The following is a 21,829-nucleotide window of genomic DNA, read 5'->3' as shown; positions in this document are numbered from 1 at the left end:
CCTGACTGCCGATGTCCTGGTTGCACTAGGTTTCCCGCCTGCCGGCGGACCGTCAACCATTCGTGTGCCCGTCGACAGCGGAGCCGGCAGGGTTGTCCGGATGCTGCGCCCGTCCAGCAAGGTGTTTCCGCCAAACTCCACGCATGTATCCCCACCACGCCAGCAGATGTCCCACGCAGCCGAGGATGAGGATTGCATAGGCGATTGCCGCCAGCCAGTCCTCGCCGGGTTGGAGGGCCTTATGCAGTAGCAGCAGCGGAGTTCCGACCAGCAGCAGGGCGGTCCGGATCTTGCCGATGTTGGTCACCGGCAGGTTCGGATTGCCGTGGAAGAGAGCAAGCGAGAACGCCAGCAGGATCCCGTCCGGGATGACGATGGCCAGCAGCAGCCAAAGGGGCGCGATGCCGGCGACAACGAACGAGATGGCTACGATGATCAACGCAAGGCGGTCCGCGACCGGATCCAGCCATTTCCCTACCGAGGACACCTGGTTCAAGCGGCGGGCCAGATAGCCGTCAACCCAGTCAGTTGATCCGAGGATCACCAGCACGATGGTGGCCGCTGCGTAATCCTCCAGCATGATGTACCGGATAAACAGCGGGACGGCGAGGAAGCGAAGGACAGTGATGATGTTCGGTACCGTCCAGAAGGTTTGCAGTTCCCGGTATTCGTAGTTGTCCCGGGCACCGGCACCAATCAGCTTCATTGCCCCTCCCCTCTTCGCTGATGCGCCTCCCGCCGGCAACGGCGGGGTGCTGATGTGCAGTTATGCAGCCTGCGGTGTACGGTCCAACCGCAGGCCGTCGGTTACTGACGCAGCAGTTTGCGCAGCAACACGAAAAACGCGGCCAGAGACGCAGCCAGTGCAGCCAGCGGCTTCCATCGGTCCTGCAGGTCATCCTGGAGACCTGACGCGGAACCGGTTCCCGTAGCCGATGTGCGGGCATGCGAGCCCGAAGCCGATCCCCTGACCGCCGCCATGCGGGTCTCGGCAGCTTCACGGGCCTTGGCGGCGGCCTCGCTGGCATTGGCCTTGATCCTTTCGCTCTGCGGCTTGGGATCGAGCTTCTCGCCCAGTCCATCGCGGATCCGCGCGAGGTGTTCGCGGCGTTCTCCGGAGCGGTTGCGCAGTTCCTCGATGGAAGGAGCGGGTTCCTTGGGTGTTTTGTCTTCCTCAGCCTGCTCCGGCTTTTCCTGTTTCGCCGGCTTCTGATCCAGCGTGGCCGGATCAAAACTGCGGCCCTCCTTCAGTACGCCTATGTCGTACTTGATGCCCCGCAGGGCATGCTCGGGCAGCAGCGGCATGGTCTTCTTCAGGCGCAGGGCACCGATCAGGCCCACGATGGCGGCCAGGACCAGGAACAGCAGGGCCACGAGCAGAGCCGCCAGCCAGGGTTCCATGACTTCGCCGAGTCCCATAATGCCGGCCACGAGCAAGGCAATCACCATGAAGGCAACGAACACCAGAGCGACGGCAAGAAGGGCTGCGGCCACTCCGACTTTGACGCCTTTGCCCTTTAGCTCGGCGGCGGCCAGCGAAAGCTCATCGCTGATTTGGCGAGGCACCAATCTCCCGGCCATTTTGACCAGTGACACCAGGGAGGATCTGCTTCCAGCAGTAGTGGTCCTGGTGTTGTCAACGCGAGTCATGGGCTCTGCCTCCATTGCTAGTTTGGTAGTGCTCGAGTGTCCACAGTCTAAAATTATCATTCTGCCTGAATTCAACCCCTCAGCCACGAGGACGACATTCAAACGCGAAGATCTTCGGCAATTGCAATGCTTCCGAGACAGTAAACGCTTACGCTCCGATACTTCCAACACTATGCTGACAGCCAGCCATTGACACCATCAGCACAGGTCGGAGCCGGATATGAGCGAAGTGTTGCATTTCCCAAGGGGCTTTCTATGGGGAGCCGCCACGGCGGCCTACCAGGTGGAGGGCGCCGCCGGCGAAGACGGCCGTGGCGATTCGATCTGGGACACGTTCTGCCGCCTGCCCGGCGCCGTCGTCGACGGACACACCGGAGACGAAGCCTGCAACCACTACCACCGCTACCGGGAGGATGTCGCCCTGATGCGGTCGCTGAACTTGGGTTCGTACCGGTTCTCGACCTCCTGGCCACGCATCCAGCCCGACGGACGGAAAACCAATACTGCCGGGCTGGACTTCTACTCCCGCCTTGTCGATGAACTGCACGCTGCGCAGATCAAGCCGTGGCTGACGCTCTATCACTGGGACCTGCCGCAGGCGCTAGAAGACGACGGCGGTTGGGCCAACCGGGATACGGCCTACCGTTTCGCCGAGTACGCGCTGGCCGTCCACGAGGTGCTCGGCGACCGTGTGGATGTGTGGACCACGCTGAACGAGCCGTGGTGCTCTGCGTTCCTCGGCTATGGGTCCGGCGTGCACGCACCGGGGCGCCAGTCCCGCCCGGATGCCCTCGCCGCCATGCACCATTTGCTGCTCGGACATGGCCTGGCCGTAACGGAGTTACGGCAGTTGGCCCCCAAGGCCAAGCTTGGTCTCACACTCAACTTCACGGTGGTCGATCCTGTCGACCCCAACGATCCAGCAGATCTTGATGCAGCGCGGCGCATCGACGGCCAGTTCAATCGTGCTTTCCTGGACCCGGTGTTCCACGGCGCCTATCCGGCAGACTTCCTCGCGGACGTCGCCAAATACGGACTTGGAGAGCGCATCTTTCCCGGTGACATGAACACAATCAGTGCGCCCATTGACACACTGGGAGTGAACTACTACCACGGTGAAGCTGTAACCGGCCATCCCCGGGCGGACGCCGGGAATGCACATGCCGCGCCTGTGGAACGTGAGCTTGCGCCACCCTATCCGGCAGCCGACCAGGTTTCCGTGGTGCCGCGGGGGCTGCCGACAACGGCGATGGGCTGGGAGGTGCAACCGGAGGGTCTGTACCGTCTGCTGACACGGTTGCAGGAGGACTACAGCGGTCCAGCAGGTACTGCGCTCTACATCACGGAAAACGGGGCAGCCTATGACGATGTAGTCGGCCCCGACGGTTCCGTGGAGGATCCGGAGCGGCTCGAATTCATTCGCGCGCATCTGTTCCAGTGCCACAAGGCGATCGGCGCGGGAGTAGACCTACGCGGCTACTTCGGCTGGTCACTCATGGATAACTTCGAGTGGGCCTGGGGATATCACAAGCGTTTCGGCCTCGTGCGGGTGGACTACACGACCTTCGAGCGGACGGTCAAGGCCAGCGGCTCCTGGTTTGCCAATGTGGCCGGCACCAACAGCGTGCGCGCGGGCATGTAGGGGAAACAGTCGGCCGATAGCCGCCGAACCGGCGGCCATTGGAAACGGGCAATAAAAATCCCCGTCCTGATGTCAGGACGGGGATTCTTTATGGTCGCTCCCCCGACTGGACTCGAACCAGTAACCCTTCGATTAACAGTCGAATGCTCTGCCAATTGAGCTACGGGGGAAAGCAGCAGATACAACCTTACAAGGCTTTTTCCCGGAAGTGAAATCCTGAACTTTTCCAGTTTCTGACGTAAAAAACGTCGGTTCAGAACACCATTTCCGGAAGCTTTGCGGCTCCATCAAGGCCTCAATGAGTGTACTTAAACCTGACCGGAAATGCCAAATCGGCGCCTGCTATTCCGAGCGCAGTGACCGGCGCTGCATTTCGAGCTCCATCAATTCCCGGTTCAGCTGCTGGAACAGCTCCGGATCCGCCGACGGGTCCATCCGCTGGAGCTGGCCCATCTTTTCGGCTTTAAGCTGGGTGATCTGCAGGTCGAACAGCCGGTTCAGAATGCCCTTGCAGTAGGACTTCAGCGCATCATCGTTGTGCGCAGGCAGGGGCGTGACCGCCAGCTCGGACACGAGCGAGCGAAGTTCCTCGGGAACTTCCTGCCTGACGCTTTCCACCCATTGCGACGGCGTAGCCCCGGCAAACCCGGCAGCCCGCACCGCATCATGCACCAGGGCGTGGGCGGGAGTGCGGAACCTCACTTCGGTAAAGCTCTGCCATTGTCCGGCGTCCAGCAGACCAGGCTGCTGGAGCGCGACTTCGAGGGCTTCCCGCTCCATGCGCGCCACCGGATCCCTGGGGTCGGGTCTGGTGAAGGCCGGAGCCGGCACAGGATTATCGGGACCTGCACCGTGCTGGCTGGATTCGTAGGGATCTGCCGGATACTGCCGGCCTTGCGGCTGACGCTGGGAAAACTCCCCGGAGCGTCCACGCTGGCCCGGATACCGGTCCTGGCCCGCTTTCCCCGGCTGGCCCGATCCACCCTGCTGGGTCTGCTGCGCCGCGCCCGGTCTTGTCTGGCCGTTGCCGCCGTCGGTGGGTTCCTGTTGCTGCTCCCGCAGGCGCTTGGCTGCGCCCGAGACAGCACGCAGCACCTCGTCCACCTCCATACCGAGCCAACCCGCCAGTTCACGGGAGTAAGCAGGCCGCATCGCGGAGTCGCGGATCTGGGCCACCACCGGTGCCGACGCCCGCAGCGCCTGAACGCGGCCTTCGACCGTGTTCAGGTCGAACTTCTTCAAGGTTGCCTTGATAGCGAATTCGAACAGCGGTCGCCGCGATCCGATCAGATCCCTGACCGCCGCGTCTCCCCTGTTAAGCCTCAGGTCGCAGGGATCGGCCCCATTGGGTTCCACCGCCACAAAGGTCTGGGCGATAAACCGTTGGTCCTCGTCGAAGGCCCGCAGGGCAGCTTTCTGGCCGGCGGCATCACCGTCGAAGGTGAAGATCACCTCACCGCCCGTGCCGTCATCGGAAAGCAGCCGCCGGGCGATCTTGATGTGGTCCGTGCCGAAGGCGGTACCGCAGGTGGCAACCGCGGTACCGATGCCCGCCAGGTGGCAGGCCATGACATCCGTGTACCCTTCCACGACGACAAGCTGACGGTTCCGGGCAATGTCCCGCTTGGCAAGGTCGATCCCGTACAACACCTGGGATTTCTTGTAGAGGGTGGTTTCCGGAGTGTTCAGGTACTTCGGTCCCTGGTCGTCCTCGAAGAGTTTGCGTGCACCGAAGCCGACGGTATCCCCCGCGATGTCCCGAATGGGCCAGATCAGGCGGCCGCGGAAACGATCATAGATGCCCCTGTTGCCCTCGGAAAACATGCCGGTCAGCTTCAGCTCCTCCTGGCTGAAGCCCCGGCCAGTGAGGTGTTTGAGCAGCGAGTCCCAGCCCTGCGGCGCGTACCCCACGCCGAAGTGGTCTGCGGCCGCCTGGTCGAAGCCGCGTCCGGACAGGAACTGCCGGGCGGTGGCAGCGCCCGGCGTCAGCAACTGCTCCCGGAAGAACTCCGCCGCGATCTTATGGGCATCCAGCAGCCGCTGCCGCTTGCCGACGTCTTCGCGGCGCGGCCCGGTTCCGCCGTCTTCGTAGCGGAGTGTGAAGTTGATCCGGTGGGCCAGTTTCTCCACGGTCTCACTGAACGTGCTGTGGTCCATCTTCTGGACGAAGGAAATCACGTCGCCACCCTCTCCGCAACCGAAGCAGTGGTAGCTGCCTACCTGCGGGCGGACATGGAACGAGGGTGAGCGCTCGTCGTGGAACGGGCAGAGGCCCTTGAACGAACCGATGCCAGCGGATTTAAGCGTGACGTATCCGTCAACAATTTCCTTGATATCTGTGCGCTGGCGGACCTCATCGATGTCTTCACGTTTTATCAGTCCGGCCATGCAACCAGTTTAGGCAATCGTTCCAAATCGTCCGGCGCCCGGCTGCCGCCTGTGCACGGCCACCACACCGCTCCCGGGTGTGCAGGGATGGTGTCCACCGGGCAGGGCGTGTTCACCCGGCGATGGGGTCATGCGCAGCTGTCCGGCCCTTTCGATGCGTATCAGAGCAGGGTCCGGTGCGAGCCCATCAGGCGTTCATGCAGGGCGATTGCCGATACATCGGTCAACGACGCAATCTGGTCGATGACCACGCGAAGCCGGGCGCCGTCGTCGTTAGCTGCATGCCAGTCGGCGGCGAAGGGCTGCTCAAGATGCTGCGCGCCGGTGGCGTGAAGTTCGTGCACCAGGTCCGTAAGGATTTCCTGCTGGCGCTCGTAGATGGGCTGGCGAAGGTCAGTGGTCATGACGAACGTGGTGGCCAGACCCTTCATGACGGCGATCTCCATGACTGTTTCCTGCGGAACGACCAGTTCCGCAGCATATCTGGTCAGCGAGTCCGGGCCGTAGATGGAGCGGGTGGCTTCCAGCGCGCTGGAGCAGAAGCGGCCGATCAGCTGGCTGGTCATGTCCTTCAGCGCGGCCATCGCCCTGCGGCTGCCGTCCGCTTCCGGTACCCACACGCCGGAGGCCTGCAGGCGCGAAAGTGCGGCGTCGACCTCCGCCGGGTCACTGTGCGGCAGGTACCACTGCTGGGTGTAGCCGATGACGCGGCTGCGGTGGTCCGGGTTTTCCATCCACTTCAGCTGCACGCGCCCAGCCACGATGGCGTCCTCGACGTCGTGCACGGAGTAGGAAATATCGTCGGCCAGATCCATGACCTGCGCCTCGATGCAGGAGCGCCGCTCGGGCGCACCCTGCCGCAGCCAGTTGAAGACCGGCAGGTCGTCCTCGTACGCGCCGAACTTGCTGGTGCGCTTGCCGTGGATGACCGGTGCGTCCGCCACCGACCACGGGTACTTGCAGGCCGCATCGAGGCTGGCGCGGGTCAGGTTCAGCCCCGCGGGGGAACCGTCTGCATGCAGCACCTTCGGCTCCAGCCGGGTCAGCAGGCGCAGCGTCTGGGCGTTGCCCTCGAACCCGCCGATGGCGTGGGCTGCGGCGTTGAGCGCGGTTTCCCCGTTGTGTCCGAAGGGCGGGTGCCCGAGGTCATGCGCCAGGCAGGCGGCATCCACCACGTCCGGGTCGCAGCCCAAGGTGCGGCCGAGCTCGCGGCCGACCTGCGCGACTTCCAGGCTGTGCGTCAGCCGGGTGCGGACAAAGTCATCCGTGTCCGGGGAGACCACCTGGGTTTTCGCCCCGAGCCGGCGCAGCGCCGAGGAATGCAGCACGCGGGCACGGTCGCGCTCGAAATGGGTACGGTAGGTGCTCTTGGCGGGCTCGGCGACCCAGCGTTCCTGGTCCGTTTCCGTATAGCCGGGCATCAGCGGCGCGGGAGTAATGACGGTGTTCTCAGCCACCGGAAACATCCAATTCGGCAGCAGAGATATCCGCCTGCTGAGCGTCGTTGAGCAGCCGCGATTCCAGCCACTTCTCCGGCAAGGCGGTGCGCTTGGGCGAGCCTGCCCGGCCGCGCGGCCCCTCGGCGTCGACACCCGGATAGGGCGCGCTCATGTCCAACGTGTCCAGCAGCTCGCGCAGCACCTCAAGCGTGGGAACGGTGGCCAGTTTGGCGCGCAATTCGCCGCCAACCATATAGCCTTTGAAATACCAGGCCATGTGCTTGCGGATGTCCCGCAGGGCCTTCCCCTCGTCGCCGAAGGTTTCGATCAGCAGCTGCGCGTGGCGGTAGACGCTTTCAGCAACCTCCTTCAGGCCGGGGCGGAAACGTCGGTCGCTGCCCTCGAATGCGGCCTGCAAATCGCCGAATAGCCATGGCCGGCCCTGGCAACCGCGCCCGACGACGATGCCGTCCACCCCGGTTTCGCGAACCATGCGGATGGCGTCCTCGGCGCTCCAGATATCGCCGTTGCCGAGCACCGGAATGTCAGGCAGCGCTTCGCGGAGGTTGGCAATGGCGGACCAGTCCGCCTTGCCCGAGTAGAACTGGGAGGCGGTCCGGCCATGGAGCGCGACAGCGGCAACCCCGGCGTCGCGCGCGATCCGGCCGGCATCCAGGTACGTCAGATGGTCGTCGTCGATCCCCTTGCGCATTTTGATGGTCAGCGGGATGTTGCCCTTGGACGCTTCCTTCACCGCAGTCTGCACAATCCCGGTGAACAGGTCCAGCTTCCAGGGCAGAGCCGAGCCGCCGCCCTTGCGGGTGACCTTAGGCACCGGGCAGCCGAAATTGAGGTCGATGTGGTCTGCGCGGTCCTCCTCGACCAGCAGGCGTACGGCGGCGCCGACGGTCTTGGGATCCACGCCATACAGCTGAACGGAGCGGACCTTCTCGTCCTCGTCGTGCGAAATAATGCGCATCGACTCCGGACTGCGCTCGACCAGCGCCCGGGAGGTCACCATTTCGGATACGTAAAGTCCGCCGCCGTACTCGCGGCAGAGCCGGCGGAATGCCTTGTTGGTGATCCCGGCCATGGGCGCCAGGATCACGGGAGCATCAACGGTCAGGGGCCCGAGCTTGAGCGGAGGCAGCTCCAAGCGGGTGTCCGACGTGGGTACAGCGGTAACAGTCACTTACCTATTCTCTCAAAACCACGCAAATCTGCCGAAACCACTGTGGATAGTGCCCCAGGCCGGCGGAAACGTGATGAAATGGGCGGCCCACTGGCAGGCAGAGGCCGCACTCTCCCCGGCGCTCTTCTCAGCCCTCTTCCGCGCGGCGCCGCCCGCGCCGGGTGGGCAGCTCGGGCTGAGTGGGCAGCTCAGGCTGAGTAGGCAGCCCGTGCTGAGGGTGCGGCCCAGGCCCAGGTGAGCTGTCGACGTCGTTGGTTAGATGGGCGCGCTCGGCCGCCTGTCCACGGTCTATGCCTGCGACCGCGAGGGCCTCTCCCCCGGCTACTCCCACGGTGACTTCCTCGGCACTGCGGATGCCGGTGGCCTTGACCACCAGCACGGCGATCAAGGTGGTCACCGGGATCGCCAGAACCAGCCCGATGGAACCGACCAGGGTGCGGACGATTTCCTCCGCAAGCTCGCCGCTGGTGAGCGTGTCGAACAGCGGACGCTCATAGAGAGAGACCAGGATCAGCACCGGGAGCGCGGCTCCGGCATAGGCAAACGCGATGGTGTAGACGGTGGAGGCAATGTGGTCGCGTCCCACGCGCATGGCACCGGTGAACAGCCGCTTCGCCGATGCCCCCGGCGCCAGCTCGTACATCTCCCAGACGGCGGAGGACTGCGTGATAGTCACATCGTTCAGCACGCCGAGCCCGGAGATGATCAGTCCGCACATGATGATGCCAGAGAGCGACAGCTGGCCGCCCATGTTGACCAGCTGATAAGTGTCCTCGTCCCCCACACCGGTCAGATAGGCAGCGTCCGTGGCCCAGGCCGACATCACCGCCGTAATGCCGAGCCCGAACAGCGTGCCCAGCAGCGCGGTGGAAGTCCGGGCGGAGAAACCATGCGCGAAATACAACACGCCCACCATGATCACAATCGAGCCGATCAGCCCCAGCAAGAGCGGCGGCTTGCCCTCCACCAGCCCGGGCAGGATGAACTGTGCCATCACGATGAACCCGCCGACCAGCCCGAGCATTGCCCGGAAGCCGCGCCAACGGGCCACTGAAACAACGACGACGGCATACAGCACGGCAAGCAGCACGATCGGAATGCTGCGGACAAAGTCCACGAAGATGAACGTACCCGGTTGATCCGGCATGATCTCGCTCAGGTTCAGGTAGCGGATCTTGTCCCCCGCTTCCACCCCGCGGGACTGGGCGATCTCCGGCGTCACTTCTACTTGCAGTGGCGATCCGCCCGCATCGGGCTGGGTGTAGGCGACCATGCATTCCTGGGCTTCTGCCCCCGCCTCAACGGCTGCAGCCGAGGACGGGCAGGTTTCGATCGCCACCCGCTGCACCGTTCCGACGTCGAAAGTCACGCCTGGGGCAGTGGCATACGGATCAGTGACGGCGACGCCGGTACGGTCACCTGACGGCCAAAGCGCGATCATGCCGATCAGCGTCAGAACGGTAATCGGCAGCAGGATGGCAGCGAGCAGGAGGTTGGCCTTGCGCCGGGCAGCCAGTGTTTCGGCACTCGGCGGCCCTTGATCCTCGGTTGCATGGGAGTGGGAGTGGCCCAAGGAAATCCTTCGCGCGTGAGGGTGGATACTGCTGGATAGCGCGGCGCTCCAGTGGTGGCGCGACCGCGCAGCGGGTGGAGGATCAGTCGCTGACGATGGACGTTACCGGGCCGAGTTGCTGTGCCGTGCCAGCGGCAAGCAGCGGTTCCAGCACTGCCACCACGGCCGTCATAGACTCATCCACTTCCAACTGCACCGGGTACTGGTGCACCAGCATCGCAAGCAGTTGGCGGACAGCCTGCTGGGCCGTCTCCGGTTCCAGCGCCGTGTCGTAGCCGAGCAGCACGTCTGCCGGAGCGTCCGTCCGCTCCTGCGTGTAGCTGACGGCGAATGCACTGATGGTTCCGCCCTTATCCCGGGGCGCGCTGCGCAGCACCACGGCACCGGAGGCACCGGTCGAGTCGCTGAGCAGCATCTGCTGGGCGCGCCCGAGCGTCATATCCGCCCGGTCCCAAACATGCACGGAGTTGTAGAAGTCCGTCACCGCCGTCGTCAATTCCACAGATCCCGTGGCTGCTTCTTCCAACTGCGGACCGTCTGCTTCAGTCAGGTCCGGAAGCGGCAACGCACCTGGCTGCACGACGATCACCCGCGAGGTCTGGATTGGCGTCAGCCCGGAGGCCTGCGCGAAGCCGGCACCGCTGCTCTCCGGCTCCACCTTCGCGCGCAACCGCGTAACGCCCGACGGCGATTGCTCGGCTTCCTTGCGCAACATGCCCAGAAGGGTGCTCGCCAAACCGGCACGGCGGTGGTCCCGCGCCACTTCGACGTAAGTCCACAACCGCTCCGGATGCAGGCTCGTTTCATAGACCACGCCGGCGGCGACGGCGATGCCTTGGTCCTCAGCAACTATGCAACGGGACCACGGCTGATCCGACGACGGACGCAGCACCCCGCGGAAGTGCTGAACCTGCGTGGTTTCCGGGTCGCCCCAGATTTCCAGCAGGGCCAGATCATCCCCGTCGCGCCATTCACGGTAGTTCAGCTCTGCCATGGTTACTCCTAGCGAAATTGCTTGAGGTAGGTGCCGGTTTCCCGGCACCTACCGGGTGAAGCTCGGTACGGGCCGGTTACGCGCCGATAAGCCGTGCAGCCAAGTAACCTTCGACCTTGTCCAGGCTCACCCGCTCCTGCGCCATCGAGTCGCGTTCACGGATGGTCACCGCATGGTCGTCAAGCGTGTCGAAATCAACCGTGATGCAGAACGGCGTACCGATTTCGTCCTGGCGGCGGTAGCGGCGGCCGATTGCGCCGGCGTCGTCGAAATCGATGTTCCAGGTGCGGCGCAGCTGGGCACCGAGATCCTTGGCCTTCGGCGACAGGTCCTCGTTACGGCTCAACGGCAGCACGGCGGCCTTGATCGGAGCCAACCGCGGATCCAGCTTGAGTACCGTGCGCTTGTCCACGCCGCCCTTGGCGTTGGGAGCCTCGTCTTCCGCGAACGCGTCCACAAGGAACGCCATGAATGAACGGGTGAGTCCGGCAGCCGGTTCGATGACGTACGGGGTATAGCGCTCATTCGTCGCCTGGTTGAAGTAGCTCAGGTCAGTACCCGAGTGCTTCGTGTGGGTGGACAGGTCGAAGTCCGTTCGGTTGGCAATGCCTTCGAGCTCGCCCCACTCCGATCCCTGGAAGCCGAAGCGGTATTCAACATCCGTGGTGCCCTTGGAGTAGTGGCTCAGCTTGTCCAGCGGGTGCTCGAACAGACGCAAGTTGTCCGGGTCGATACCCAGGTCCACGTACCACTGCAGACGGTTTTCGATCCAGTACTTATGCCATTCTTCATCCGTGCCCGGCTCGACGAAGAACTCCATCTCCATCTGCTCGAACTCACGCGTGCGGAAAATGAAGTTACCCGGAGTGATCTCATTGCGGAAGCTCTTGCCGATCTGGCCGATGCCGAACGGCGGCTTCTTCCGCGAAGTAGTGAGCACATTGTTGAAGTTCACGAAGATGCCCTGCGCGGTTTCCGGGCGCAGGTAGTGCAGCCCCTCCTCGCTGGCAACAGGGCCGAGGAAGGTCTTGAGCAGACCGGAGAATTCTTGAGGTTCGGTCCATTCACCCTTCGTGCCGCAGTTGGCGCAGGCGATATCCTTCAAACCATTTTCGGGCGCGCGGCCCTTCTTCTCTTCAAATTCTTCTTCAAGGTGGTCCGCGCGGTAACGCTTGTGGCAACTCAGGCACTCAACCAGCGGGTCGCTGAAGACGTCCACGTGGCCGGATGCTTCCCACACCTGGCGGGGCAGGATGACCGAGGAATCCAAGCCAACAACATCGTCGCGGCCACGGACAACGGACTGCCACCACTGGCGCTTGATGTTTTCTTTAAGTTCGACGCCGAGAGGCCCGTAGTCCCATGCCGAGCGGGATCCACCGTAGATCTCACCGGCCTGGAAGACGAAGCCGCGGCGCTTGGCCAGCGAAATGATCGGATCAAGCTTGGATTTGGCTGCTGCCATCAGGTGGTTCTCCAGTCTCTACAGGGCCGCTGGGTGCGGTCCGGCTCAGTTCGGGCGCAGATCGGAATGAGCCTGCGTTTGCAGGCAGTCAGGACGGTCTTTGCGCACAGGTCGGTGCATAGCGAAGCTACAAGGTTAGCCTACCCAAGTCCTGCCGACTCCCCCGACACCGTTCCCATGACATGACGTCGTTGTGATGAAGAACCGCTTTACTAATCGAAGTCTTAGGCTTCTGGACCTATCCTCCGGTGCTGACCAAGGGTGCGGATTATCGGTGCTGATCCCTCTGGAGGCCCCTGGACCACCAATGCAGGCCGGACCATCAGTGGAAGCGCACTCACGCCGCTTCACCATTGGTCAGAATGGTGGTTCTTTTTCAGCTTCGGGTGGTGGTTTTTTGAGTTTGAGCCGCCGGCGGAAGCTCTTGGGCAGGGCGTTCAGGACGCGGTCGGTGAAAGTGGGTGGTCCGGCGCCGGTGTCGCCGGGTTTGGTGGTGTAGGTCTGGTTCCCGGGCGTCGTGGTGGTGAATTCCCCGGGCCTGGTCTGGGTCACCTTCCAGCCTGCGAGGGACTTGAGCCGGTGGTCGGAGCGGCAGCGCGGGCCGAGGTTGGTGTAATCGGTGCGGCCGCGGCCGCCGTTCGCGTGGTAATCGATGGTGTGGTCCAGATCGCAGTCCTTGGCCGGGACATTGCAGCCCGGGCCGGTGCACGTCGTATCGCGGTGGCGCACCGCGCGGGCCAGGTCCGCCGGCGGACGGTACACGGTTTTGCCGTAGGAGAGGATGGTTCCGGTTTCGGGGTGGGTCAGGATCCGGTAGAACGACGCCGCGCCCTCGCAAAGTGTGCGTGCGGCGTCGGCGGGGATCGGCCCGTATCCGTCGAGGGTGGCTGGTTCCTCGTCCAGGCCCATCAGGGTAAATACCGGCACGGTGAGCGCGACTTCGGGCCGGATCCCGGCCGCGGGCCCGGTCTGCATTCCGGCGTGCAGGAGCAGGTCCGTGAACACGTCAGCGCGCAGCTGCCCCAGCGTGCGGGTCTCCGTGGAGCATTGCAGGCCGCGCGCAGCCCGGGTGAGACGGTCGTGGATGGCGTGCGCTTCCTCTGCCGGCAGGTACGCGCCGAGGAACGCCATCCCGTCGTCCGCCGGTTCCAGCTGCACGGCGCGGCACCGGATCTGCCGTTCACGGCGCATCTTGATGGTTTCCGGGTTCAGCAACTCGCGCTGCTTGCGCGCCGCGGAGCGCAGCTCGCCCGGAGTTTTGTCCGTCGCCTCCACGAGCAGGGCTTCTTCGAACCCGGGTTTCGCGTCGTCGGGCAGGGTGTCGCCCTGCCGGGTGATCACGCCCGCGCGTTCCAGGTCCAGGTCCCCCGCAGTGAGCGCGGCCAGTGTGCCCGGGTAGTGCTCGCACAGATCCTGCGCGGTTTCGTACCGGTCGCGCGCCTGTTTCTCGGTGATCCGGTACAGGCAGGCCAGTTCCTTCACCACGGACTGCTCGGCCAGGTCCTCCAGCTCGGCCCGGCCCGGCGGCGGCGCCCCCGGGTCCCGCGGCGGCAGTTCCTCCACCGCGGTTTGCCCGATCCGGTGGGTAAGACGCACCAGGCCCGCGTCCAGCCACGCCGCCAGCCGCCGGCCCGCGGCCAGCTGCTCCACCGCCGACCGGTAATCCAGTTCCGCGAAGCCCCGCACCCCGGCGGCAACCACAGCGGCATCACCGGCGGCGGCACCTGCGGCGGGAGTATCGCCGGAATCACCGGCCGTGTTCACAGCGTTGCTGCTGCCGGCGTAGGCGGTGGCCGTGCCGGTGGCGGTGGGGGTCTCAGTCGCGTTCCTGCTGCCGGCGTTGGCGGTGGCCGCGAAGAGGCCAAACCAGTCGGCCGGGCCGCCGGCGCTGATCCGGGCCAGGCGTTCGGCGTAATAGTCCTCATGTCCTTCGGTGAGCAGTTCGGCGGGGACATGGCCGAGTTCCTCCGCGGTGCCCCAGCAGGCCGGGACCGGCCCCGTCAGCGGCGGGCAGTCCCACTCCACTTCACGCTCCCACGGGGCGAAGTCATCAGGCTCCGGGCTGCCGTACAGCGGCGGCTCGTCATCGCAGCGCGGAATGTCCTGCCCGGCCAGCGGGTCCGGACCGCAGGATTCAAGCGTGGGCGGTTCCGGGACCGGGCCCATGGCAGCTGCCCGGATCTCCTCCATATAGGCAGCCATCGTGGCGTGCTTGGGCGGTTTGCCCGCCGCGATGTATTCGCGCGCCTGCGCCATGCCCTGCTTCCGGCTCTGCGCGCACTGGACATCCAAAACCGCCAGGGCCTTCCGCACGGCCTCCTGCCGTGCCCCGGGGGTTCTGGGCCGGCCCGGCATCAAACACCGCACCGGAAGGCCATGGCTCACGGACACGCGCCCCGCGGGCCTATGCCCATGGGCAGGGATCCCGGAACCCGGAGACGAATGCTCTTCCGTTGCCATGACTTCAGTCCATCATCCGGTTATGACAGTTCGGAGGTTCAAAAACACCAAGATCCCGCATCCGCGAAATTTCTTCAAAATTCTTTTCAGCACCGGTTTTTCCCGAGCCCGGCAGGAAGCACATTGGCGCCGACCACACCGTCGCCGACCACACCACCAAATCCACACCGCCCGCGGGTAACCCACCAACCTGCGACGAAAGCTTCTGCGTTGCCATGAGTCCAGTCCACCACCTACCACCGACAACCAAACCCCAAAACAGCACCGTCGAGGCGACCTGTGGAATTAGGGCAGGATGCCGGGAAAGCCCTCGATCTTCTCCTGGCCGGTAATGCGCCGGGCGACACTCTCCATGGTCACGGCTTCGCTGTCGATGCCCGCGTGTTCCCTTGCATCGGAACGGCTGTCCAAAGGGCCGTCCAACTGCGGCGACCAGATCGCCTGGATCCGAGGATCCGCCCCGCGGAACATTTCACGCAGCACAGGATCCGCTTCCACGTTTTCCTGCAGTCCAAGCAGCGGGGCGTCCTCTTCGTCTTCCAGCGCGTGATGAACCAGATACAGGAGGGACTTGTTATAGAAGGTGATGTTCAGCAACTTGCACTCGTCATCCAGCGCCCTCTGTTTACCCAGGGCGAAAGTAGACAGGGTTTGGACGCCGTTGCCGATGCGGGACACGATGTCCCGTTTGAACTCCTCGATCAGGATGGCCGGGTCGAGGAAAATGATGGATTCAAATGCCGGCACTCCTTCCTCGAACGCCGCACGCAGGAAATACGAGTGGAAGATGGCCCCGGCGCTATGACCGACGGCGTGCAACGTGACCGTGCCAGGGTTCTGCCGGAGGAACTCAGCCAGCTTTCGCGCCACATATCGCGCTCCGCCCTCATCGGTGCCGACGCCGACTTCGACGACATCTGGACCGGCATCGCCGACTTCGACGACATCTGGACGGCCATCGCCAGCTTCAGCGCCAGGACCGGCGTCGCCGGCGGCGCCATCGCGGTCGTGAGCAATTGGGCTTGGGCCATCGGCGCGGTCAACGGACCGCGCGGCGGCTGCCTTAAGATCGGCCCAAACTGATCGCCCACCGGCATGTCTGGCGATCCATTCGACGAACTGATCGGCGGCCTCTTCGACGGGAACGGCCGGCCGCAGCCGGTCGATGCCTTGCCGGATCCTGGTACCGAGGGCTTGAAGCAGACCTGTCTCCCAGACGAAATAGACCGGGTAGACGCCGTTGGCCAGCCACCAAGGAACGTGATGCGCCGCGGCTGCGAGGCCGGTCCGCTCGGGCACCAGACCGCCATGGGCCCAGAACATTAACGGCACCGGGCTGTCGGGATGCTCAGCGATGAACCGGGGCAGGTGGACCTCGAAAATCCGGTCCACATCCTCGGCCGTGGTCGAGGCCAAGCCGCCGGCAGTCAACCGGCCGTTCCGCAGGTTCACCAAATGGGGGCCCAGGGACATAAAGCCGCCGTCCGCCGTCGTCATCGGTTCCCCTTTCCTGCTCCAACGAGGGCTTTGCGGCGCAACGGATTAAACGCCGTCCGTGGCCAGGGCAGCGTGGCGAGCACCATCGCCACGAGAGTCAGCAGCGTACCCAGCACCGTCGCCGTCGTAATAATGGTGCCGGGCGCGGGAAACACCACATCCAGCAACAGGGAGCCGAGCACCTGTCCGGCAATCATGCCCAGGCCGGTCAGCAGGACGCCCAGGGAGCGCACCAGCACTGCGGCGAGGGCGAGGAAGAGGCAGCCGATCGGGCCGCCAAGGTAGTACCACCATTCGTCCGGCAAAGGATTTCCGACGCCGGCGACCGCCACTTTCACGAGCCAAGCGGCGACCAGCAGCACCATCCCGACGGTGAGGTTGACCAGGGTGGCGGGCAGCGGGGAGCCGAAATGCTGTGTCTGCGTGCCGTTGAAGGCCTGCTGGAAACTCTGCATGAATCCGGCTGCCAAAGGAAGCAGCACCGGGATCAGCCATTCGCTGACCTCGGAACCGGCTGAAAACTTCGGCGATACGGCCCAAGCCACCGCGGCTACGGTCAGCAGTGCGCTGAGCACCCGCATGATCGTGACCGGCTTCTTGCCAGCGGGACCCAGGCCGAGCCGGTCCACCAGCAGGCCGCTCAGCGACTGCCCGGTCACGGCCGCAACGGTGAAGAGGGCGACGCCGATCAACGAGATGGTTATTCCCTGGCTCACCACCAGGAAGGCACCGCTGAGACCGGCCAGCAGGTACCAGCGGGGAAACTTTTTCTGCCGTATGGCCGGTGCGATGCGCCGCACTCCCGCCCGACCGCTGGGCACTAGCAAACAGATCAGGAAAATCAGAACCAGCCCGGTGCCGAAGCTCACGACCGCGGTCGCGAGTCCGTCGTCAAGCACTTCTCCTAGCGCCCCGTTGATCCGGCCTTGAACGGGCATGCAGAGACCCGTCACCACGGCCAGCGGCAGGCCAAGCGCAAGCGGCATTCTGGGAACGTGCGACACGGTTTCACCCTATGTCAGGGGCACCGCCGCGGCGGGCACAACGCACCCGGTCCACCGCAATGTGGCGAGCACCATGGCCGCTGCGTCAGGCAGAATGTACTTATGGCCTCTGATCACATCAATGACATTTCCATCCGCGACGACATGATCCGGCTGGGACAGCTGCTCAAGCTGGCGAACCTCGCCGAGGACGGGATCGAGGCCAAGGAGTACGTCGAGAACGGCCTGGTGCAGGTCAACGGGGAGATCGAGACCCGCCGCGGCCGCCAGCTGCACTCCGGGGACACGGTCACCGTCAACGGCGAGACCGTCCGCGTCGTTCAGGAGTAGGCCGGGCGCCGTCAGCATGCCGGCCGCCGGCGTCGCGGTTAAGCCAAGCGCCGCCGTCGTTCTTCGGCAGCAGCGCAGGAGCTTGACAACCAAATAACGACGGCGGCGGCACGGGTTTGGGTGCGAGCTTTTACTTCGCGTTGAGCACCTTGTAGGTCAGGAATTCCTTCACGTGGGCGAGTTCCTGGGCGTTGATGCCGTGGCCGATGTTGGCGTAGAGCACCTTGGTCAGGTCGACGTGCTCGTTGAGCCAGGCGTGGCTGTACTCGATCTTGTCCGGCGTGATGACCTGGTCCTCCTGGTCGCGGCCCCAGAACACTGCGGGCTTGAGCGACTTGACCGCCTCGTCGTTGAAGAACGGGTCGCCGTCCGCGGGGATCACGAAGCCGGAGAGGCCAATGACTGCGGCGATTTCCTCGGGGCGGTGGCGCATGATGGACGTCGCAACGGCCATGCCCATGGAGAATCCGAGGACGGAAACGCTGCTGTGCTGGTCCTTGACGGTGTCCAGCCAGGACCATACGTCAGCGGCGGCCTTGGTGACCTTATCCACGGAGAAATCCGGCTCGTGCATCAGCGGGAACCAGGAAAAACCCGGACCCAGGGCGACGGGGGCGCGGACGGCTGCAACGGTGAAGTCTTCGGGCAGCCCCGGAACCAGGCCCATCAGGTCCTCTTCGTTAGAGAGGTAGCCGTGGAAGAGCACCAGCAAGGGAGTGCCGGCCCGCTCGGATTCAGGCTTGGACCAGACGACGACGGGCTTATAAGTAGTTTCGGTCATGCTGCCATTCTGACACATTGATACTTGAAGCTTCAACTTGGGTGCCGAAGGTCTTTGCCATTGGAGAGCCGCTGGCGCAGGATGAACTTTGTGAGTAACTTGCCTGAGGCAGCTTCGCAATCGCTCGAAAGCGCCCGTCATCCCTGGAGCCGCTTTGTTGCCATCGGAGACTCGTTCACGGAAGGGATCGGCGACCCGGATCCGGACAGCCCCGGCGGTAACCGTGGCTGGGCCGACCGCGTAGCCGAGGAGTTGGCACGTGACCACCCGGATTTCGCCTACGCCAATCTCGCCATCCGCGGGCGGCTGCTGCAGCAAATCATCGACGAACAGGTCGGCCCGGCCGTTGAGCTCGCACCGGACCTGATCAGTTTCTGCGCGGGCGGAAACGACGTCCTCCGGCCCGGCTCGGATCCGGACGCCTTAGCCGAGAAAATCGATGCTGCCATCGAAACGCTGGCGGCAACGGGGGCAACCATTGTCCTGTTCACCGCACCGGATGTCGGCGATACGCCCCTGATCGGCAGTGTCCGCGGCAGGGCGGCGATCTATAACGAAAACCTGCGCACCGTGGCGACCCGTCATGACGCGGTCATCGCCGATATGTGGGCACTGCGGGAGCTGAAGGATCCGCGGATGTGGGCACCGGACCGGCTGCATTTCTCGCCGCTGGGGCACCACACCATTGCTGCCATGGTGCTGGACGCGTTGAACGTGGAGCACAGCCTGCAACCCGAAGTCCCGAAGCCGCTGCCGCCGAAGAACTGGCGCACCGCCCGCGCCGAGGATCTGGTCTGGGCCCGCCAGCATCTGTTCCCCTGGGTCCTGCGGGCTCTTCGCCACCAGTCACTGGGCGACGGGATCTCCCCCAAACGCCCGATAGCCGGTCCGATGTTTGGCCCCGGCATGCCGCCCGGCGCGGCCGGATAAAGGCTAGCTGAACGTGGATTCCGCGGGCAGCGCGCATGGCGGCCAGGAGATTTCCGGTGCTGGTGGGCTTCAGGACGGGACTGCCCTGGCAACTGGGATTGTCCGGCACCGGTTGCTCGCGCAGCAACTGTGGGGAGATGGAGCGTACGACGCCGAGGCCTGCTTGCGCTCATTGCTCGCCGTCCAGGCGCAGGAGTATGCGTATGCCCGGTGGACATTGGCGCAACGGTGCGCAGGACAGGCCAGGGACAACGCGGCAGCAGTGGATGCCGCCATTGCAGCAGGCACAATACTACGGACCCATGTGCTCCGGCCGACCTGGCACTTTGTCCTTGCGGAGGATCTGCGCTGGCTAATGACTCTGTCTGGACCGAGGCTGAGGGGCGGCAATAAGACTCGTGACCGGCAGCTGGGGCTCGACGCAGAGACCGTCCGCCGCAGCAGCGGCGTCCTCGGCGCGGCCGTAGCCGGTGGCCGGCATCTGACCCGCGACGAGTTGGCGGCGGAACTCGAACGAGCGGGTCTGCTGGAGGATACCGGCGAGCGGCTCAATGGGGCGCCACTGCGTGGCCAGCGCCTGGGCCATATGGTTTTCCACGCGGAAATGGACCAAGTGCTTGTCAGCGGCGTCCCGCGGATCAGCGACAGCGGCGCGCTCCGCCAGACCTACGCGCTTTTCGACGAACGGGTGCCTGCCCTGGCAGCGGACTTCGACCGCGACCAGGCACTTGCCGAACTGGCCCGGCGCTACTTTTCCAGCCGCGGACCGGCCACGGTCAAAGACTGCGCCCTGTGGTCCGGCCTGACTCAGACGGACGTCCGGCGTGGACTGGCTGTGCACGCTGCGGACAGTCAAGAAGACATAGGGGCGGGCGACCGTTCCCAGCTGCAGTCGTTGAGCGCCGATGGCTACGAATTCCTCATGGCATCAGGCTCCGCACTCGCTGCCATGGAAGCCTCCACCACTACTTCAAATGCTGGCCTCGCACCGCCTAGCACTGCGCCGGCAGCCCCTCGGATCGACTTGATCCAGTGCTACGACGAATACGTTATGGGCTACACGCCGACCAGGCACTATCTGGGCGGGACGGCTCCTGCCGCGGTGGCCAGCAAGCATCCCAGTCACGTGACCCTGCTGGACGGGCGAATGATCGGAAACTGGCAGCACACACTGAAGCCGGAGTCCGCCGTCGTCAGTTTCTTGCTGAACCGGGCACTGACGCCGGCGCAGAAGCGCGCACTGGATGCCGCCGTCGCCCGGTATGAAACTTTCCTGGGCCGCGCTGTCTCGGTAGACCTGCTCGGTTGAATCGCCTGTACAGGAAACCTTCCGCGACTACCCGATCCGGCAACCCGGGACGTAGCCGGATCAGCTGCGCGGGAAGAACTGGGCAACCAGCTCATGGTGCAGCTGGTGGATGTCCGTCAGGAATCCGTCGTGGCCGGTGGGCACCTCGATCATGTGCACCTTGGGCGGCGTGGGCAACGCTTCGGCCAGCTGGCGCGACTGCTCCGGGAAGTACAGCCGATCCGAGTCTACGGCCGCGATGAAGAAATCCGTTTCCACGTCGGCCAAGGCCTGCTGGATCGAGCCGCGGCCGCGCGCGACGTCGTGGCTCATCAGGGCTTCGGTCATCAGGACGTAGCTGTTGGCATCGAATCGGCCCGCCAGTTTGCTGGCCTGGTGGTCCAGGTAGCTTTCCACGGCATACCGCCCGCGCTCTGCCGGGTTAGCGCTGCCGAAAGGCTGCTCGGTCCCCTGGGCAGTGCGGCCGAAGCGGTACTCGAATTCGGGCTCGGACCGGTAGTTGATGTGCGCGATCCTGCGCGCGATACCGAGGCCGCCGTCGGGCGCGGGCCCTTCGTAATAGTCGCCGCCGTTGAAGTTCGGGTCCAGCCGGATGGCCAGCACCTGCGCCTGCGCGAATGCGATCTGTTCCGCGGTGCTCGCCGCGCCGCAGGCAATCACCGCACAGCGTGCGGTCCGCTCCGGGTAGGTAGCGGCCCATTCCAGCGCGCGTGCACCGCCCATGGAGCCGCCCAGAACTGCATGCCAGCGCTGGATCCCCAGCTGGTCGGCCAGCCGCGCCTCGGCGTGGACCGAATCGCGGATGGTCACCAGCGGGAAACGCGAACCCCAGGGCTTGCCGTCAGGCGCCGGTGAGGACGGGCCGGTGGAGCCGTAGCAGCCGCCGACCATATTGGCCGCCACCACGAAGTACTCGTTGGTGTCGATCGTGGCGCCGGGCCCCACCAGGGGATCCCACCAGCCCGCCTCATCCGTATCTCCGCGCGCCACATGGGTGCTGCCGGTCAGGGCATGCGCAATGAGCACGGCGTTGGAGGCATCCTCGTTGAGGGTGCCCCAGGTTTCGTAGCCCAGAACGACCTCGGGCAGAAAACCGCCCGTTTCCAGCTCGAGGGCTCCGATGGACGCGTAACGCAACATGCCGTCCGCCGCCGTGTCCAGCAGTTCCTGTGGTT

The 21,829-nt window shown here is 64.6% G+C and carries 18 protein-coding genes and 1 tRNA gene; 4 read left to right on the top strand and 15 right to left on the bottom strand.

The window, feature by feature from the left end; genetic code table 11:
* Positions 1-52 precede the first annotated feature (52 nt).
* Complete coding sequence (locus J5251_RS12620) at positions 53-706, bottom strand: CDP-alcohol phosphatidyltransferase family protein (protein WP_139005935.1); 654 nt, start codon at positions 704-706, stop codon at positions 53-55.
* 101 nt (positions 707-807) lie between these two features.
* Positions 808-1,650, bottom strand: a complete 843-nt coding sequence (locus J5251_RS12615; RefSeq protein WP_208574176.1) for a phage holin family protein — start codon at positions 1,648-1,650, stop codon at positions 808-810.
* Between the two features lie 220 nt (positions 1,651-1,870).
* Here J5251_RS12615 and J5251_RS12610 point away from each other — a divergent pair, with 220 nt between their 5' ends.
* Complete coding sequence (locus J5251_RS12610; RefSeq protein ID WP_208574175.1) at positions 1,871-3,292, top strand: GH1 family beta-glucosidase; 1,422 nt, start codon at positions 1,871-1,873, stop codon at positions 3,290-3,292.
* A gap of 97 nt (positions 3,293-3,389) precedes the next feature.
* On the opposite strand, the gene J5251_RS12605 is transcribed toward J5251_RS12610, so the two are convergent.
* The 11 genes from J5251_RS12605 to J5251_RS12555 all read right to left on the bottom strand — a co-directional run bounded on the left by J5251_RS12605 (position 3,390) and on the right by J5251_RS12555 (position 17,304).
* Positions 3,390-3,462, bottom strand: a tRNA-Asn gene (locus J5251_RS12605).
* A gap of 172 nt (positions 3,463-3,634) precedes the next feature.
* Positions 3,635-5,680, bottom strand: a complete 2,046-nt coding sequence (gene dnaG / locus J5251_RS12600; RefSeq protein WP_208574174.1) for a DNA primase — start codon at positions 5,678-5,680, stop codon at positions 3,635-3,637.
* A 161-nt stretch (positions 5,681-5,841) separates the two neighbouring features.
* Positions 5,842-7,146, bottom strand: a complete 1,305-nt coding sequence (locus J5251_RS12595; RefSeq protein ID WP_139005931.1) for a deoxyguanosinetriphosphate triphosphohydrolase — start codon at positions 7,144-7,146, stop codon at positions 5,842-5,844.
* Positions 7,130-8,311 carry a tRNA dihydrouridine synthase DusB gene (dusB, locus tag J5251_RS12590; RefSeq protein WP_208574173.1) on the bottom strand — a complete coding sequence of 394 codons (1,182 nt, stop codon included), beginning with the start codon at positions 8,309-8,311 and terminating at the stop codon, positions 7,130-7,132. Before dusB ends, J5251_RS12595 begins: the two co-directional genes overlap by 17 nt.
* A 127-nt stretch (positions 8,312-8,438) precedes the next feature.
* Positions 8,439-9,884: a YibE/F family protein gene (locus tag J5251_RS12585; RefSeq protein WP_244250660.1), complete on the bottom strand. Its 1,446-nt coding sequence runs from the start codon at positions 9,882-9,884 to the stop codon at positions 8,439-8,441.
* A gap of 82 nt (positions 9,885-9,966) precedes the next feature.
* Positions 9,967-10,878: a GNAT family N-acetyltransferase gene (locus J5251_RS12580; RefSeq protein WP_208574172.1), complete on the bottom strand. Its 912-nt coding sequence runs from the start codon at positions 10,876-10,878 to the stop codon at positions 9,967-9,969.
* Positions 10,879-10,954: 76 nt separating this feature from the next.
* Entirely contained in the window at positions 10,955-12,343 is a 1,389-nt protein-coding gene (locus J5251_RS12575) for a glycine--tRNA ligase (protein WP_208574171.1), read from the bottom strand.
* Positions 12,344-12,700: 357 nt separating this feature from the next.
* Positions 12,701-14,656, bottom strand: a complete 1,956-nt coding sequence (locus J5251_RS12570; protein ID WP_208574170.1) for an HNH endonuclease signature motif containing protein — start codon at positions 14,654-14,656, stop codon at positions 12,701-12,703.
* Positions 14,657-14,807: 151 nt separating this feature from the next.
* Entirely contained in the window at positions 14,808-15,020 is a 213-nt protein-coding gene (locus tag J5251_RS12565; protein WP_208574169.1) for a hypothetical protein, read from the bottom strand.
* A gap of 68 nt (positions 15,021-15,088) precedes the next feature.
* A complete protein-coding gene (locus J5251_RS12560) occupies positions 15,089-16,300 on the bottom strand; it encodes a hypothetical protein (RefSeq protein WP_208574168.1) in 1,212 nt (403 codons plus the stop codon).
* Entirely contained in the window at positions 16,297-17,304 is a 1,008-nt protein-coding gene (locus J5251_RS12555; protein WP_208574167.1) for a DMT family transporter, read from the bottom strand. Before J5251_RS12555 ends, J5251_RS12560 begins: the two co-directional genes overlap by 4 nt.
* Before the next feature lie 102 nt (positions 17,305-17,406).
* On the opposite strand from J5251_RS12555, the gene J5251_RS12550 reads away from it, so the two are divergent.
* On the top strand, positions 17,407-17,634 hold the full coding sequence (locus J5251_RS12550; protein ID WP_139006621.1) for an RNA-binding S4 domain-containing protein: 228 nt from the start codon (positions 17,407-17,409) through the stop codon (positions 17,632-17,634).
* Between the two features lie 130 nt (positions 17,635-17,764).
* On the opposite strand, the gene J5251_RS12545 is transcribed toward J5251_RS12550, so the two are convergent.
* Positions 17,765-18,415, bottom strand: coding sequence for an alpha/beta hydrolase (locus tag J5251_RS12545; protein WP_139006620.1), 651 nt, complete (start codon positions 18,413-18,415; stop codon positions 17,765-17,767).
* Positions 18,416-18,496: 81 nt separating this feature from the next.
* Here J5251_RS12545 and J5251_RS12540 point away from each other — a divergent pair, with 81 nt between their 5' ends.
* Positions 18,497-19,345, top strand: a complete 849-nt coding sequence (locus tag J5251_RS12540) for an SGNH/GDSL hydrolase family protein (RefSeq protein ID WP_139006619.1) — start codon at positions 18,497-18,499, stop codon at positions 19,343-19,345.
* 13 nt (positions 19,346-19,358) lie between these two features.
* Positions 19,359-20,654: a winged helix DNA-binding domain-containing protein gene (locus J5251_RS12535; RefSeq protein WP_244250659.1), complete on the top strand. Its 1,296-nt coding sequence runs from the start codon at positions 19,359-19,361 to the stop codon at positions 20,652-20,654.
* A gap of 60 nt (positions 20,655-20,714) precedes the next feature.
* Here the strand turns inward: J5251_RS12535 and metX are convergent, their stop codons facing one another.
* The gene (gene metX / locus J5251_RS12530) at positions 20,715-21,794 is read right to left on the bottom strand and encodes a homoserine O-acetyltransferase MetX (RefSeq protein ID WP_139006631.1); all 1,080 of its coding nucleotides are present in this window, start codon (positions 21,792-21,794) and stop codon (positions 20,715-20,717) included.
* Positions 21,795-21,829: the final 35 nt, after the last annotated feature.

The sequence above is a fragment of the Arthrobacter crystallopoietes genome (genome assembly GCF_017603825.1).
In the GTDB taxonomy this organism is placed as follows: Bacteria; Actinomycetota; Actinomycetes; order Actinomycetales; family Micrococcaceae; genus Crystallibacter; species Crystallibacter crystallopoietes_B.
The sequence above is the reverse complement of the archived record's forward strand: the minus strand, read 5'-3'. Positions and strand labels throughout refer to the sequence as shown.

Excerpts from the sequence above, each read along its gene's own strand:
- J5251_RS12615 (WP_208574176.1), bottom strand. The coding sequence starts at position 1,650 with ATGACTCGCGTTGACAACACCAGGACCACTACTGCTGGAAGCAGATCC.
- J5251_RS12540 (WP_139006619.1), top strand. The coding sequence starts at position 18,497 with ATGAACTTTGTGAGTAACTTGCCTGAGGCAGCTTCGCAATCGCTCGAA.
- J5251_RS12550 (WP_139006621.1), top strand. The coding sequence starts at position 17,407 with ATGGCCTCTGATCACATCAATGACATTTCCATCCGCGACGACATGATC.
- J5251_RS12580 (WP_208574172.1), bottom strand. The coding sequence starts at position 10,878 with ATGGCAGAGCTGAACTACCGTGAATGGCGCGACGGGGATGATCTGGCC.
- J5251_RS12560 (WP_208574168.1), bottom strand. The coding sequence starts at position 16,300 with ATGACGACGGCGGACGGCGGCTTTATGTCCCTGGGCCCCCATTTGGTG.
- J5251_RS12610 (WP_208574175.1), top strand. The coding sequence starts at position 1,871 with ATGAGCGAAGTGTTGCATTTCCCAAGGGGCTTTCTATGGGGAGCCGCC.
- J5251_RS12565 (WP_208574169.1), bottom strand. The coding sequence starts at position 15,020 with ATGGCAACGCAGAAGCTTTCGTCGCAGGTTGGTGGGTTACCCGCGGGC.
- J5251_RS12545 (WP_139006620.1), bottom strand. The coding sequence starts at position 18,415 with ATGACCGAAACTACTTATAAGCCCGTCGTCGTCTGGTCCAAGCCTGAA.
- J5251_RS12575 (WP_208574171.1), bottom strand. The coding sequence starts at position 12,343 with ATGGCAGCAGCCAAATCCAAGCTTGATCCGATCATTTCGCTGGCCAAG.
- dnaG (WP_208574174.1), bottom strand. The coding sequence starts at position 5,680 with ATGGCCGGACTGATAAAACGTGAAGACATCGATGAGGTCCGCCAGCGC.
- J5251_RS12620 (WP_139005935.1), bottom strand. The coding sequence starts at position 706 with ATGAAGCTGATTGGTGCCGGTGCCCGGGACAACTACGAATACCGGGAA.
- J5251_RS12595 (WP_139005931.1), bottom strand. The coding sequence starts at position 7,146 with ATGTTTCCGGTGGCTGAGAACACCGTCATTACTCCCGCGCCGCTGATG.
- metX (WP_139006631.1), bottom strand. The coding sequence starts at position 21,794 with ATGTTGCGTTACGCGTCCATCGGAGCCCTCGAGCTGGAAACGGGCGGT.